Annotated in this window: 13 protein-coding genes; 3 read left to right on the plus strand and 10 right to left on the minus strand. The window is 61.8% G+C overall.

Going from position 1 to position 14,715, the window contains the following annotated elements; all coding sequences use genetic code 11:
* Positions 1-3: 3 nt before the first annotated feature.
* The 8 genes from CKW22_RS04125 to grpE all read right to left on the minus strand — a co-directional run bounded on the left by CKW22_RS04125 (position 4) and on the right by grpE (position 10,460).
* A complete protein-coding gene (locus tag CKW22_RS04125; protein WP_095063790.1) occupies positions 4-453 on the minus strand; it encodes an MFS transporter in 450 nt (149 codons plus the stop codon).
* On the minus strand, positions 431-913 hold the full coding sequence (gene greA, locus CKW22_RS04130; RefSeq protein ID WP_077068663.1) for a transcription elongation factor GreA: 483 nt from the start codon (positions 911-913) through the stop codon (positions 431-433). Before greA ends, CKW22_RS04125 begins: the two co-directional genes overlap by 23 nt.
* Positions 910-4,131, minus strand: coding sequence for a carbamoyl-phosphate synthase large subunit (gene carB / locus CKW22_RS04135; RefSeq protein WP_033701599.1), 3,222 nt, complete (start codon positions 4,129-4,131; stop codon positions 910-912). Before carB ends, greA begins: the two co-directional genes overlap by 4 nt.
* Before the next feature lie 106 nt (positions 4,132-4,237).
* A complete protein-coding gene (carA, locus tag CKW22_RS04140; protein ID WP_033701601.1) occupies positions 4,238-5,374 on the minus strand; it encodes a glutamine-hydrolyzing carbamoyl-phosphate synthase small subunit in 1,137 nt (378 codons plus the stop codon).
* Positions 5,375-5,720: 346 nt separating this feature from the next.
* On the minus strand, positions 5,721-6,527 hold the full coding sequence (gene dapB / locus CKW22_RS04145) for a 4-hydroxy-tetrahydrodipicolinate reductase (RefSeq protein ID WP_095063791.1): 807 nt from the start codon (positions 6,525-6,527) through the stop codon (positions 5,721-5,723).
* 13 nt (positions 6,528-6,540) lie between these two features.
* Complete coding sequence (gene dnaJ, locus CKW22_RS04150) at positions 6,541-7,665, minus strand: molecular chaperone DnaJ (RefSeq protein ID WP_033701606.1); 1,125 nt, start codon at positions 7,663-7,665, stop codon at positions 6,541-6,543.
* Positions 7,666-7,877: 212 nt separating this feature from the next.
* Positions 7,878-9,803, minus strand: a complete 1,926-nt coding sequence (gene dnaK, locus CKW22_RS04155; protein WP_033701608.1) for a molecular chaperone DnaK — start codon at positions 9,801-9,803, stop codon at positions 7,878-7,880.
* A gap of 102 nt (positions 9,804-9,905) precedes the next feature.
* Positions 9,906-10,460 carry a nucleotide exchange factor GrpE gene (grpE, locus tag CKW22_RS04160; RefSeq protein WP_033701610.1) on the minus strand — a complete coding sequence of 185 codons (555 nt, stop codon included), beginning with the start codon at positions 10,458-10,460 and terminating at the stop codon, positions 9,906-9,908.
* A 193-nt stretch (positions 10,461-10,653) separates the two neighbouring features.
* Between grpE and recN the strand changes: the two genes are divergently transcribed.
* Positions 10,654-12,327 (plus strand): DNA repair protein RecN, encoded by a 1,674-nt coding sequence (gene recN, locus CKW22_RS04165; protein WP_095063792.1) that lies wholly within the window; start codon positions 10,654-10,656, stop codon positions 12,325-12,327.
* 83 nt (positions 12,328-12,410) lie between these two features.
* Here recN and fur read toward each other — a convergent pair whose 3' ends face one another.
* On the minus strand, positions 12,411-12,815 hold the full coding sequence (fur, locus tag CKW22_RS04170; protein ID WP_019470441.1) for a ferric iron uptake transcriptional regulator: 405 nt from the start codon (positions 12,813-12,815) through the stop codon (positions 12,411-12,413).
* Positions 12,816-12,912: 97 nt separating this feature from the next.
* Between fur and bamE the strand changes: the two genes are divergently transcribed.
* The gene (gene bamE, locus CKW22_RS04175) at positions 12,913-13,446 is read left to right on the plus strand and encodes an outer membrane protein assembly factor BamE (RefSeq protein WP_033701613.1); all 534 of its coding nucleotides are present in this window, start codon (positions 12,913-12,915) and stop codon (positions 13,444-13,446) included.
* A gap of 60 nt (positions 13,447-13,506) precedes the next feature.
* Here bamE and CKW22_RS04180 read toward each other — a convergent pair whose 3' ends face one another.
* Positions 13,507-13,941 (minus strand): type II toxin-antitoxin system RatA family toxin, encoded by a 435-nt coding sequence (locus tag CKW22_RS04180; RefSeq protein ID WP_033701615.1) that lies wholly within the window; start codon positions 13,939-13,941, stop codon positions 13,507-13,509.
* 163 nt (positions 13,942-14,104) lie between these two features.
* Between CKW22_RS04180 and smpB the strand changes: the two genes are divergently transcribed.
* The gene (gene smpB / locus CKW22_RS04185; RefSeq protein ID WP_012312633.1) at positions 14,105-14,587 is read left to right on the plus strand and encodes an SsrA-binding protein SmpB; all 483 of its coding nucleotides are present in this window, start codon (positions 14,105-14,107) and stop codon (positions 14,585-14,587) included.
* Positions 14,588-14,715 lie beyond the last annotated feature (128 nt).

Here is a 14,715-nt window from a genome sequence, read left to right on the forward strand (position 1 = left end):
CGATCAGTGGCGCGCCTTGCGCGCCCTGACCGGTACTGGCTGGGCCACCAGCACGATGCCGGAAAAACCCAGCACCAGAAAACAGAACATCTGCCAGCGCTCGCCCACGGATATACCGTAGCGCAAGGTGTAATACCCCACGCAGGCACCAAAGCCGAGCAACAGCATCTGGCCACGGAACTGTCGCCACCAGGCCGCCAGGCCATCCACCCTCGCCAATACCGCCAGCTGGGTCAACAAGCCAAGCAAGGCCACGCCAATCAACCAGCGGTCGATCTGCCCGGCAACATCCTGCACCAGCAGGGGCGCCAGGCCACTGACCTTGAGCGCGGGCACCAGCCCCACATGAAACACCCACAAGCCGCCGACCCAGAAAACCTGGGCCAGCTGCCAGAGGATCCCTTCAAGGGATGGCGCCCGCAGGCGCCGGTCAGATGTGCTGGACTTCGACAATCTCGTACTCGACCGTGCCACTTGGCGTCTTGATGACGACGATATCACCTTCTTCCTTGCCGATGATGGCACGGGCAATCGGCGCGCCTGCCGACAGCTTGCCCAGCTTGATGTTGGCTTCGTCTTCACCCACGATCTGGTACTTCACGCGCTCGTCGGTTTCGGTATTGGCCAGCTCGACGGTAGTGCCGAAAATGACCTTGCCGGTGTGCGGGATAGAAGTCACATCGATCACCACCGAGTTCTGCAGGCGGCCTTCGATATCGCGGATACGCGCCTCGACCATGCCCTGCTCTTCACGGGCGGCATGGTATTCGGCGTTTTCCTTGAGGTCACCCAGCTCGCGTGCTTCACCGATCGCCTGGCTCAGGCGCGGGCGCTCGGTCTTGCTCAGGAACAGGTGCTCCTCTTCCAGGGCGCGAGCGCCCTGGACGGTCATCGGGTATTTGGTAATGCTCATGCTTTGAGTCCTGCATGCAGATCCTGCAAGCGACGAACGGTCTTCTCGGGACCAAACTTCAGCGCTTCGCAGATGGCTTCACCGGCCGCAATGGTGGTGGTGCAGTAAATCTTGTGCTGCAGCGCATTGCGACGAATCGAGTAGGAATCAGCGATCGACTGACGGCCTTCGGTGGTGTTGATGATCAGCGACACTTCGTCGTTCTTGATCATGTCGACCACGTGCGGGCGACCTTCGGTCACTTTGTTCACACGGCGCACTTTCAGGCCTGCCGCCTCGATAACCTTGGCGGTGCCGGCAGTGGCAACCACTTCGAAGCCCAGGGCGATCAGGTCGCGGGCAACGCCAGCCACTTGTGGCTTGTCGTCGTCACGCACGCTGATGAACGCGGTACCGCCGGTTGGCAGCACTTCGCTGGCACCCATCTGAGCCTTGGCGAACGCTTCACCGAAGCTGTCACCGACGCCCATGACTTCACCGGTCGATTTCATCTCAGGGCCGAGGATCGGGTCAACCCCTGGGAACTTGGCGAACGGGAAGACGGCTTCCTTGACGCTGTAGAAGTTCGGGATGATTTCTTTGGTGAAACCGATCTCTTTCAGGGTTTTACCCGCCATCACGCGGGCGGCAATCATGGCCAGCGAGGTGCCGATGCACTTGGAGACGAACGGCACGGTACGCGAAGCGCGCGGGTTGACTTCGATCACGTAGATCTTGTCGCCCTGCAGGGCCAGCTGAACGTTCATCAGGCCGACAACACCCAGCTCCAGGGCCATTTTCTTGACCTGTTCGCGGACTTCGTCCTGCACGTGAGCCGGCAGCGAGTACGGTGGCAGCGAGCACGCCGAGTCACCGGAGTGAACGCCGGCCTGCTCGATGTGCTGCATGATCGCGCCGATCACCACGTCGGTGCCGTCGCAGACCGCATCCACGTCCATCTCGATGGCGCAGTTGAGGAAGTGGTCGAGCAGCACCGGGCTGTCGTTGGACACCTGTACGGCTTCACGCAGGTAGCGCTTGAGCTCGTCCAGCTCGTAGACGATCTCCATGGCGCGGCCACCCAGTACGTACGACGGGCGCACCACCAGTGGGTAACCGATACCGCCAGCGGCACGGATGGCCTCGTCTTCGCTGCGCACGGTCGCGTTTGGCGGCTGCAGCAGGTTCAGGCGCTGAACCATCTGCTGGAAGCGCTCGCGGTCTTCGGCGCGGTCGATGGCGTCCGGGCTGGTACCGATGATCGGTACGCCGGCTTCTTCGAGGGCGCGTGCCAGTTTCAGCGGGGTCTGGCCGCCGTAGTGAACGATCACGCCCTTCGGCTTCTCGACACGGCAGACTTCCAGCACGTCTTCCAGGGTCAGCGGCTCGAAGTACAGACGGTCGGAGGTGTCGTAGTCGGTGGAGACGGTTTCCGGGTTGCAGTTGACCATGATGGTCTCGTAACCGTCTTCACGCAGCGCCAGGGCCGCGTGCACGCAGCAGTAGTCGAACTCGATGCCTTGGCCGATACGGTTAGGGCCGCCACCCAGGATCATGATCTTGTCGCGGGTCGACGGGTTGGCCTCGCACTCTTCCTCGTAGGTCGAATACAGGTAGGCGGTGTCGGTGGCGAACTCGGCAGCGCAGGTGTCGACGCGCTTGTAGACCGGGAACACTTCCAGCTTGTGGCGGTGACGACGCAGGTTCTTGTCGGTAATGCCGAGCAGCACAGCCAGGCGCTGGTCCGAGAAGCCTTTGCGCTTGAGGCGCAGCATCATGCCTTTATCGATGGCCGACAGGGCCAGGGTCTTGACCTTCTCTTCTTCCTTGATCAGGTCTTCCATCTGAACCAGGAACCACATGTCGATGCCGGTCAAGGCGAAGATCTCTTCGCAGGTCATGCCCGAACGCATGGCGTCGGCCACATACCAGATACGCTCGGCGCCCGGCACGGTCAGCTCGCGCTTGAGGATGCTGGCCGCTTCGGCGCTGGCCAGGTCAACTTTCGGGTCCAGACCGCAAACACCGACTTCCAGGCCGCGCAGGGCTTTCTGCAGGGATTCCTGGAAGGTACGGCCGATGGCCATGACTTCACCCACGGATTTCATCTGGGTGGTCAGGCGGGCGTCGGCTTTCGGGAATTTCTCGAAGGCGAAACGTGGCAGCTTGGTGACGACGTAGTCGATCGACGGTTCGAACGACGCCGGGGTACGGCCGCCGGTGATGTCGTTCTGCAGCTCATCGAGGGTGTAGCCGACAGCCAGCTTGGCGGCGATCTTGGCGATCGGGAAGCCGGTGGCCTTGGAAGCCAGGGCCGACGAACGCGATACACGCGGGTTCATCTCGATCACGACCATGCGGCCGGTGTCTGGGCAGATACCGAACTGCACGTTGGAACCGCCGGTTTCGACACCGATTTCACGCAGCACCGCCAGCGAGGCGTTGCGCATGATCTGGTATTCCTTGTCGGTCAGGGTCTGTGCTGGGGCAACGGTGATCGAGTCGCCGGTGTGCACGCCCATCGGGTCGAAGTTCTCGATCGAGCAGACGATGATGCAGTTGTCCTTCTTGTCGCGGACCACCTCCATCTCGTATTCCTTCCAGCCGATCAGCGATTCGTCGATCAGCAGCTCTTTGGTCGGCGACAGGTCCAGACCACGGGCGCAGATTTCTTCGAACTCTTCACGGTTGTAGGCGATACCACCACCGGTGCCGCCCATGGTGAAGGACGGACGGATGATGCATGGGAAGCCGAGCTTCTCGAGGACCGCATTGGCCTCCTCCATGCTGTGGGCGATACCGGAGCGCGGGCATTCCAGGCCGATGTCTTTCATCGCCTTGTCGAAGCGCGAACGGTCTTCTGCCTTGTCGATGGTGTCGGCGTTGGCGCCGATCATCTCTACGCCGAACTTTTCCAGAACGCCGTGGCGCTCCAGGTCCAGGGCGCAGTTCAGTGCGGTTTGGCCGCCCATGGTCGGCAGGACGGCGTCAGGGCGCTCCTGCTCGATGATCTTGGCCACCGACTGCCATTTGATCGGCTCGATGTAGGTGGCGTCGGCCATGGCCGGGTCGGTCATGATGGTGGCCGGGTTGGAGTTCACCAGGATGACGCGATAGCCTTCCTCGCGCAGGGCTTTGCAAGCCTGGGCGCCGGAGTAGTCGAATTCACAGGCCTGGCCGATCACGATCGGGCCAGCGCCGAGAATCAGGATGCTTTTGATGTCTGTACGTTTTGGCATGGTTGTCACTCAAATCCGCGGGTCAGTCGGCAAGCCGTCTTGAACAATCTGGGTCAGGCGCTTCCGGGCGCGGCGCGAGCCGGCCCGGGGCCTTGATGCAGGATGCTCAGCGGCGCTTGGCCATGGCATCAATGAAACGATCGAACAGTGGCGCGACGTCAGTCGGGCCTGGGCTCGCTTCAGGGTGGCCCTGGAAGCTGAACGCGCTCTTGTCGGTGCGCTCGATGCCCTGCAGGGTACCGTCGAACAGCGACTTGTGGATGGCGCGGACGTTGCCCGGCAGCGTGGCTTCGTCAACGGCGAAACCGTGGTTCTGGCTGGTGATCATGACCACGCCGGTGTCCAGGTCCTGGACCGGGTGGTTGGCACCGTGGTGGCCGTGGCCCATCTTGACGGTCTTGGCGCCGGAGGCCAGGGCCAGCAGCTGGTGGCCAAGGCAGATACCGAATACCGGGATCTCGGTTTCAAGGACTTCCTTGATGGCCTGGATGGCGTAGTCGCAAGGCTCCGGATCACCAGGGCCGTTGGACAGGAACACGCCATCAGGGTTGAGTGCGAGCACTTCGCTGGCCGGGGTCTGGGCAGGCACCACGGTCACGCGGCAGCCACGAGCAACCAGCATGCGCAGGATGTTCAGCTTAACGCCGTAGTCGAAGGCGACCACGTGGTAAGGCAGCTCGGAAGCTTCCAGGGTCGGGTGGCTGTCGGTTTTCAGCTCCCACACGCTGGAGCGCCACTCGTAACGCTCTTTGGTGGAAACGACCTTGGCCAGGTCCATGCCCTTGAGGCCCGGGAAGGCGCGGGCAGCGGCGATGGCGGCTTCTTCGCTGATGTTGTCACCGGCGAGGATGCAGCCGTTCTGAGCGCCCTTTTCACGCAGGATACGGGTCAGGCGACGGGTGTCGATGCCGGCGATGGCGACGACGTTGTTGGCCTTGAGGTAGTCAGGCAGCGACTGGGTGTTACGCCAGTTGCTGGCCAGCAGCGGCAGGTCACGGATGACCAGGCCGGCAGACCAGACACGGTTCGACTCGGCGTCTTCCGGGGTGGTACCGGTGTTGCCGATGTGCGGATAGGTCAGGGTAACGATTTGCTGGGCGTAGGAAGGGTCTGTAAGGATTTCCTGGTAGCCGGTCATAGCGGTGTTGAACACCACCTCACCAACGGTCTGACCGTCGGCACCGATGGCTTCACCGCGAAAAATACTGCCGTCGGCAAGGGCGAGTATGGCTGGCTTTGTCAAGAAGACCTCCCGTAAATCAAGCATGAAAGGGCGATCGCAGGTTGCAAAAAAGCGGAGTGACGTATGGACACGTCACCCCGCTTTCATGTGCTGAATTCAATTCGCTGCGCGCTTTTAGTGGACACACTAAAGCTGTAGCTTACAGAAAAGTGCGTTTTCGGTCTACCGTATATGTGTCTCTAAAACACATGATTGCGACAGGCTGACCTCGCTGGCATTGGGGACCTGTAGGAGCGGCCTTGCGTCGCGAAAGGACTGCGCAGCAGTCCCGGGATTCCAGCGGCGCCGCTACACCCCCGGGCCCGCTCTGCGACCCTTTCACGACACCAGGCCGTTCCCACACAGATCAGTGCAGCCCCAGCACGTCCTGCATGTCGTACAGCCCCGGCTCACGCCCATCCAGCCACAGCGCGGCACGCACTGCACCCTTGGCGAAGGTCATGCGGCTCGAGGCCTTGTGGGTGATCTCCACCCGCTCGCCTTCGGCGGCGAACAGCACGGTGTGGTCACCCACCACGTCACCGGCACGCACGGTAGCGAAGCCGATGGTCTGGCGATCACGCGCACCGGTCTGGCCTTCGCGGCCATACACGGCCACTTCCTTCAGGTCACGCCCCAACGCCTGAGCCACCACTTCACCCATGCGCAGCGCAGTACCCGACGGCGCATCGACCTTGTGCCGGTGGTGCGCCTCGAGGATCTCGATGTCGACCTCGTCGCCCAGTACGCGCGCTGCGGTGTCCAGCAGCTTCAGGCACAGGTTGACGCCAACGCTGAAGTTGGCGGCAAAGACGATCGGGATATCCTTGCCCGCTTCGACCAGCAACGCTTTCTCTTCCGGCGTAAAGCCAGTAGTGCCAATGACCATGGCCTTGCCCGCCTTGCGGCAGAACGCGAGGTTCTTCAGGGTCACTGAAGGGTGCGTGAAGTCGATCAGCACGTCGAACTCGTCCACAACCTTGATCAAGTCGTCGGAGATCGGCACGCCAATACGACCCAAGGCCGCCAACTCCCCTGCATCAGCCCCTACCAGGCTGCTGTCAGGGCGATCGATCGCCGCCGTCAAACCCGCCTGAGGCGCTTGGTGCTGCACAGCTTCGACCAGGGTCTTGCCCATCCGCCCTGCCGCGCCCATTACCGCAATACGTCGCATAACCTGTTCCTTGTCAGAGATCGCCGAAGAAGCGCTTCACGCCATCGAACCAGCCATTGGCCTTGGGCGAATGGGAGCTGTCGCCTTCCAGCGAATCACGCAGCTCTTCGAGCAGCTCGCGCTGGCGACGACTGAGGTTGACCGGGGTTTCCACCGCCACGCGGCACAGCAGGTCACCTGCCCCACCACCGCGAACCGGTGCCACACCTTTGCCGCGCAGACGGAACTGCTTGCCGGTCTGGGTGCCTTCCGGGATCTTCAGCTTCACCCGGCCATCGAGGGTCGGCACTTCCAGCTCGCCACCCAGGGCAGCGTCGGTGTAGCTGATCGGCACTTCGCAGTACAGGTGCTTGCCATCGCGCTGGAAGATCTCGTGCTCACGCACGTTGATCACCACGTACAGGTCGCCAGTCGGGCCACCATGGGTACCGGCCTCGCCCTCGCCCGACAGGCGAATGCGGTCACCGGTATCGACACCTGCCGGCACCTTGACCGACAGCGTCTTGTATTCCTCGACACGGCCTTCGCCGTGGCACGCGCCGCAAGGGTCGGTGATGATCTTGCCCTGGCCATGGCAGCGCGGGCAGGTCTGCTGCACCGAGAAGAAGCCTTGCTGCATGCGCACCTGGCCGATACCGCCGCAGGTCGGGCAAGTCGACGGGGTCGAGCCCTTCTTCGCGCCGGAACCATCACAAGGGTTGCAGTTGACCAGGGTAGGAACGCGGATACTGACCGTGGTGCCACGCACCGCTTCTTCCAGGTTCAGCTCCAGGGTGTAACGCAGGTCGCTGCCGCGCTGGGCGCCACCGCGCGAGCCGCCACGGCCGCCACCGAAGAAATCACTGAACACATCGCCGAAGATGTCGGAGAAGTTGGCACCACCGAAGCCAGCACCACCGCCACCCATGCTAGGGTCGACGCCGGCGTGACCATACTGGTCATAGGCCGCGCGCTTGCTGGCATCGGACAGCACTTCGTAGGCCTCGTTGGCCTCCTTGAACTGCTCTTCCGACTCCTTGTCGCCCGGGTTGCGGTCGGGGTGGTACTTCATCGCCAAGCGGCGATAGGCCTTTTTGAGATCACCTTCGTTGGCGCCACGCTCGACACCCAGGACCTCATAATAATCACGCTTTGCCATAGGTCATTTGCACTCTTGAGGGCGTTCGACAGAGCGCTGCGCATAGGCGCATGGGCGCTGTGCCGTAAGCACCTGCCGCGCGAATGCGTCCTGACAGATGCTGTAAAAATTCGCGTATTCCAGACACACCAACGCGGGAGCAAGCCCCCGCGCGGCGACATCCTACCAGCTCACCGCCAAACGGCGGTGAGCTGGCCGACAACATGCAAAAATTACTTCTTGTCGTCGCCTTTTACTTCTTCGAACTCGGCGTCAACCACGTCATCGTGCTTGGCTTCCGGTTCGGCCTGCTGCGCGCCGCCCTGAGGCTGTTCGGCTTGCTGCTCGGCGTACATCTTCTGAGCCACTGGCGCGGAGACCTTGGACAGCTCTTCGACCTTGGCTTCGATCGCGGCCTTGTCGTCGCCTTTGACAGCGGCTTCCAGGGCAACGACTGCCGCTTCGATGGCGGTTTTCTCTTCAGCGGTGACCTTGTCACCTGCATCAGCGACCATCTTGCGGGTCGAGTGAACCAGTGCATCACCCTGGTTACGGGCAGCGGCCAGCTCTTCGAACTTGCGGTCTTCCTCGGCGTTGGCCTCGGCGTCACGCACCATGCGCTCGATTTCGTCATCGGACAGGCCGGAGTTGGCCTTGATCACGATCGACTGGGTCTTGCCGGTGGCCTTGTCTTTCGCGCCGACGTGCAGGATGCCGTTGGCGTCGATGTCGAAGGTCACTTCGATCTGTGGAACACCGCGTGGTGCTGGCGGGATCTCGGCCAGGTCGAACTTGCCCAGCGACTTGTTGCTCGAAGCCTGCTTACGCTCACCTTGCAGCACGTGAATGGTCACGGCGCTCTGGTTGTCGTCGGCAGTCGAGAACACCTGCGACTTCTTGGTCGGGATGGTGGTGTTCTTCTCGATCAGCGCAGTCATCACGCCACCCATGGTTTCGATACCCAGGGTCAGCGGGCTGACGTCCAGCAGCAGTACGTCTTTCACGTCACCGGCCAATACAGCACCCTGGATAGCGGCGCCCATGGCGACGGCTTCGTCCGGGTTGACGTCCTTGCGGGCTTCCTTGCCGAAGAAGTCGGCAACGGTTTTCTGTACCAGCGGCATACGGGTCTGGCCGCCGACCAGGATCACGTCGTCGATCTTGCTGGCGTCGATGCCGGCATCTTTCAGCGCGATGCGGCAAGGCTCGATGGTGCGCTGCACCAGGCCTTCAACCAGCGACTCCAGCTTGGCGCGGGAGATTTTCACGTTCAAGTGCTTAGGACCGGTGGCATCTGCAGTGATGTACGGCAGGTTGACGTCGGTCTGCTGCGCGGACGACAGCTCGATCTTGGCCTTTTCAGCGGCTTCTTTCAGGCGCTGCATGGCCAGCGGGTCGCCCTTCAGGTTCATGCCGGACTCTTTCTTGAACTCCTCGACGAGGTAGTCAATCAGCAGCATGTCGAAGTCTTCGCCACCCAGGAAGGTGTCGCCGTTGGTAGCCAGTACTTCAAACTGGTGCTCACCGTCGACTTCGGCGATTTCGATGACCGAAACGTCGAAGGTACCGCCACCCAGGTCATAAACGATGACAGTGTGGTCGCCCTTGGCTTTGTCCATGCCATAGGCCAGTGCCGCAGCGGTCGGTTCGTTGATGATGCGCTTTACGTCCAGGCCCGCGATGCGACCGGCGTCTTTGGTGGCCTGACGCTGGCTGTCGTTGAAGTAGGCCGGCACGGTGATGACCGCTTCGGTGACAGGCTCGCCGAGGTAGTCTTCGGCGGTCTTCTTCATCTTTTTCAGGACTTCGGCGCTGATTTGCGGCGGCGCCATTTTCTGGCCGTTGACTTCGACCCAGGCGTCACCGTTGTCGGCCTTGGCGATTTTGTACGGAACCAGCTCGATGTCTTTTTGCACCACTTGCTCTTCGAAGCGACGGCCAATCAGGCGCTTCACTGCGAACAGGGTGTTGTGCGGGTTGGTGACAGCCTGACGCTTGGCAGACTGGCCTACCAGGATTTCGCCATCGTTGGCATAGGCCACGATCGAAGGGGTAGTACGCGCACCTTCGGCGTTTTCGATGACTTTGACGTTACCGTTTTCCAGGATGGAGACGCACGAGTTGGTGGTCCCCAGGTCGATACCGATGATTTTACCCATGTTAACTCTCCCGAAACTTGAATTTGGTTAGCAGCGACTACTTTGGCCAACTGCGGTAATACTTGAAGGCTTGACACCTAGATGGGGTTGCCCCGACAGATTTCAAGCCTTTTCATTGATCGAAGGCTGAGCGGCGCTCGGCGCCTTGCTGACCACCACCATGGCGGGGCGCAGCAGGCGGCCGTTGAGCAGGTAGCCCTTCTGGAACACCTTGAGCACGCTGTTAGGCTCGACCTCGGCGCTTTCTTCCATGGCCATGGCCTGGTGGTGCTCGGCATTGAACGGTTCGCCGTGCGGGTCGACAGCCTCGAGGTTGTAGCGCTTGAGGGTGTCGTGGAACATCTTCAGGGTCAGCTCGATGCCTTCACGCATCGGCTTGATGCTTTCGTCGTCGGCATTGGACAGCTCCAGGCCGCGCTCCAGGCTGTCGATCACCGGCAACAGGTCGCCAGCGAATTTTTCCAGGGCGAACTTGTGCGCCTTCTCGACATCCTGCTCGGCGCGACGGCGCACGTTCTGCAAGTCGGCAACGGCGCGCAGCGACTGATCCTTGGCGGCGGCCAGCTGTTCCTCGAGCTCCAGAACACGGGCGCCGACATCTGCTGCACCAGTCTCTTCGACGTTAAGGTCTTTCTCATTCAGCTGTTCGTCAGCCATTGGGTCTCTCCTGCGCAGATTTCTGGATTGCGAGCCAGGCTCGCCTTTGTTGTCGGCTATATGGGGCCGGAAAAACCAGCTTCAAGGGGCAACATGGTTTTCCCGGGCGGATGAGAATGTGCGAGCGGGCATTGTCAGGGTAGAAAAAAGTACTGTATAAATAACCAGACCTGACCCTTCGGGAGCCGCCCCCATGCTGCTGCACCTGTCTATTCACAACTACGCCATCGTCGAGCACCTTGACCTCGAACTTGCCCGCGGCATGTCCGTCATCACCGGCGAGACCGGCGCAGGCAAATCGATCATGCTCGACGCCCTCGGCCTGGCCCTCGGCGACCGTGCGGACAGCGGCGTGGTGCGCCCCGGCGCAGACAAGGCAGACATCCTCGCCACCTTCGACCTGGCAGATATCCCCGAAGCGCGCACCTGGCTTGCCGAGCGCGACCTGGACAACGACGGCCCGTGCATCCTGCGCCGGGTGATCACCGCCGAAGGCCGCAGCCGCGGCTACATCAATGGCACGCCCTGCCCGCTGGGCGACTTGAAGTCGCTCGGCGAGCTGTTGATCGACATCCACAGCCAGCACGAGCACCAGTCGCTGCTCAAGACCGACACCCATCGGCGCCTGCTGGACGAGTACGCCGGCGCCATCGACCTGGCGCGCCAGGTGCAACTGGCTGCCAAGCGCTGGAACCAGACCCGCCTGGAGCTGGAGCGCCTGTCCAATTCAGGTGACGAGCAGCGCGCCCGCCACCAGCTGCTCAGCTATCAGCTGGAAGAGCTGGACAACCTCGGCCTGGGCGAAAACGAGCTGGAGCAGCTGGAGCAAGAACACAAGAACCTGACCAATGCCGAGGCCCTGTTCGGCATCTGCCGCCAGGTCATCGACCAGTGCAGCGAGAGCGACTCGGGCAATGTGCTCAGCGCCCTCACCGCCAGCCTCAACCGGCTGGGCGCCGCCAGCAACTCACCGAAGGCCTTGGGCGAGGCCGCCAACCTGATCGCCAGTGCGCAGATTCAGGTCGAAGAAGCCGTGGGCGAGCTCAACCGCTTCCTCGATCACTTCGACGCCGACCCAATGCGCCTGCAGGCCCTGGAAGAACGCCTCGACACTATCTATACCCTGGCCCGCAAGCACCGCGTGCACCCCACCGAACTGCCCCACCTGCAGCAACGGTTGATGGAAGAGCTGGAAGGCCTGAACGCCTGCGACGAGTCGATCGAGCGCCTGGGCGAAGAACTGGCGGCCTATGCCCAGCATTACAAGGAACGGGCGCGCGAACTGAGCGCCTTGCGCCAGCAGGCCGCCCAGCAACTGGCGGTGGCCGTGGAACTGGAGGTCCAGCGCCTGGGCATGCCGGGCGGGCGCTTCTGTATCGAACTGATCCCTAACGAGGGCAACGACCTGTCGCCCCACGGCCTGGAGCAGATCGAACTGCTGGTAAGCGCCAACCCGGGGCAACCGCTCAAAGGCCTGGCGAAAGTGGCCTCGGGCGGTGAGCTGTCACGCATCAGCCTGGCCATCCAGGTGATTACCGCGCAGACCTCACGCATCCCTACCCTGGTCTTCGACGAAGTGGACGTCGGCATCGGCGGCCCCACCGCCGAAATCGTCGGGCAACTGCTGCGCCGGCTGGGTGAACGCGGCCAGGTACTGACCGTGACCCACCTGCCGCAGGTCGCGGCGCAAGGGCACCACCACCTGTTCGTGCACAAGGTGCGCCACAGCGACACCACCCACACGGCGGTGGCCAGCCTGGGCAAACGCGAACGGGTCGAGGAAGTGGCGCGCATGCTCGGCGGCATCGACCTCACCAAGGAATCCCTGGCGCATGCGCGCAAGATGGTGGTCAGCGGCAAGGCGTGAGCCGTGCCCCCAGCATTTTCCTGCAGCACAAAGCACAAAGGCGACCCGAAGGTCGCCTTTGCTATTTATAACGATCGAAATCGTTACTTTTTCTTACGCACGTACAGGACCAGATTGTGGTCCACCAACTCGAAGCCATGCTCGGCCACGATCTCGCGCTGACGCTTCTCGATTTCAGCGTCCATGAACTCGATGACTTCGCTGGTTTCCACGTTGACCATGTGGTCGTGGTGACCGCCATCCGCCAGCTCGAAGACTGCGTGGCCGCCGTCGAAGTTGTGGCGAACCACCAGACCCGCCGCTTCGAACTGGGTCAGCACGCGGTAGACGGTGGCCAGGCCAACGTCCTCACCAGCTTCCATCAAGGCCTTGTACACATCCTCGGCACTCATGTGACGCTGCTCGGTAGAGTCGAGCATCTGAAGGATCTTTACTCGAGGCAGGGTAACCTTGAGACCGGCTTTGCGTAATTCGCTATTTTCAACCATGGTCAGCTTTCTCGCCGATGCTGCTTCGCAGCTTCTCTTAATACGGGTATGATCGGGGTTTACGTTGTCCAGCCAAGATAGTGGAAGTCGCCCACCGATGCAAAACACCAAGCTCTTGCTAACCAGCCTCACCCTAGTGGGACTGCTCGCACTCGCCGGTTGCTCGTTTCCCGGGGTTTACAAAATCGACATCCAGCAGGGCAATGTCGTCACGCAGGACATGATAGACCAATTACGCCCGGGAATGACCCGACGGCAAGTAAGGTTTATCATGGGCAACCCCCTGATTCAGGATACGTTCAACACCAACCGTTGGGACTACCTGTACAGCCTGCAACCTGGTGGCGGAAAACGCCAGCAAGAGCGCATGAGCATTTTCTTCAACGAGGGCGACCAACTGGTCAGCCTGTCGGGCGACTTCATGCCAGGGGTGAGCCGCGACCAGGAAATCCTCGGTGGCAGCAGCGACACCACTGTCAGCCCTGCGGCTCAGCCAGAGCAGGCTACGCCTCAGCCTGAAGAGAAACCGGCCAAGCCGGGTTCGGTGGAAGAGTCCATCCAGCGCGAAATCGACACCATCGAGGCCACGCCGGTCCCGACGCCAGCACCGCTGGAAACCTCCCCGCAATAAACGCGGGTGGCATTAAAAAGCCCGGGCCTAGGCCCGGGCTTTTTCGTTTGCGGCCAGCACTCAGCTATTCAGCTGCTTGGCACGCTGGCAGAAGGCATCGACCAGGGTGTTGGCAGCCTGATTGAACAGCGGCCCCAATGTGGCGCGCACCAAGGGGCCGGCATAGTCGAAGGACAGGTCCAGGCTGATTTTGCAGGCCTTCTCGCCCAACGGCTTGAACACCCACACACCATGCAGCTGGGAGAACGGCCCCTCCTCCAGGTTCATTTCGATGGATTGGCCCGGGACCAGCACATTGCGCGTGACGAAATGCTGGCTCATGCCGCCCTTGGCCACTTCGAGCTTGGCCCGCATGTGCGTGTCGCTGGCCTCGATCACGGTAGCGGCAGAGCACCACGGCAGGAACTGCGGGTAGCTGGCCACGTCATTGACCAGATCATAGAGCGCCTGGGCGGGATACGGCAGCAGGGCGGAGCGTTGAATATGGGTAGTCATCCAGGCGTCACTTCCAAGGCTGGGTGGCGGCGCTTCGCAGCGTGCCGAAAACAGGTTCTGTACCTACGACAGGGCCTGTATTGTCCGGTATTCATTGCGGTGGCTCAAGCACACCGAAATCCCATAGCCGACGACGCATCGAGTTGCCTATAATGCCGCCCCTATGGCTAAACAAAAGAAACATCCGACCGGGACCATCGCGCAAAACAAGAAAGCGCGACACGATTACTTCATCGAACACAAGTTCGAGGCCGGGCTGGTCCTGTCCGGTTGGGAAGTAAAGAGCCTGCGGGCCGGCAAGGCGCACCTGACCGACAGCTACGTGCTGCTCAAGGATGGCGAAGCCTGGCTGTTCGGCAGCCACATCACCCCGCTGACCACGGCCAGCACCCACGTCATCGCCGACCCCATCCGCTCGCGCAAGCTGCTGCTGAACAAGCGCGAGCTGGAGCGTGTGGAAGCGGCGGTGGCGCAGAAGGGCTACACCTGTGTGGCCTTGGCGCTGTACTGGAGCAAGCACCTGATCAAGTGCGAGATCGCGCTTGGCAAGGGCAAGAAGGAATTCGACAAGCGCGACACCGTGCGCGAACGCGATTCCAACCGCGAGCTGCAGCGTGCCGTGCGCAACAAGGGCAAGGAAGACTAGCTCTTCTTTAGCCTGTGCGGGCCTCTTCGCGGGGCAAGCCCGCTCCCACAGCTAACCCACTGCCTTCAAATTCGGTGGGTTACGTGTGGGAGCGGGCTTGCCCCGCGAAGAGGCCGGTACTGCAAACG

The sequence above is a fragment of the Pseudomonas sp. Irchel s3f19 genome (assembly GCF_900187555.1).
Taxonomy (GTDB): domain Bacteria; phylum Pseudomonadota; class Gammaproteobacteria; order Pseudomonadales; family Pseudomonadaceae; genus Aquipseudomonas; species Aquipseudomonas capeferrum.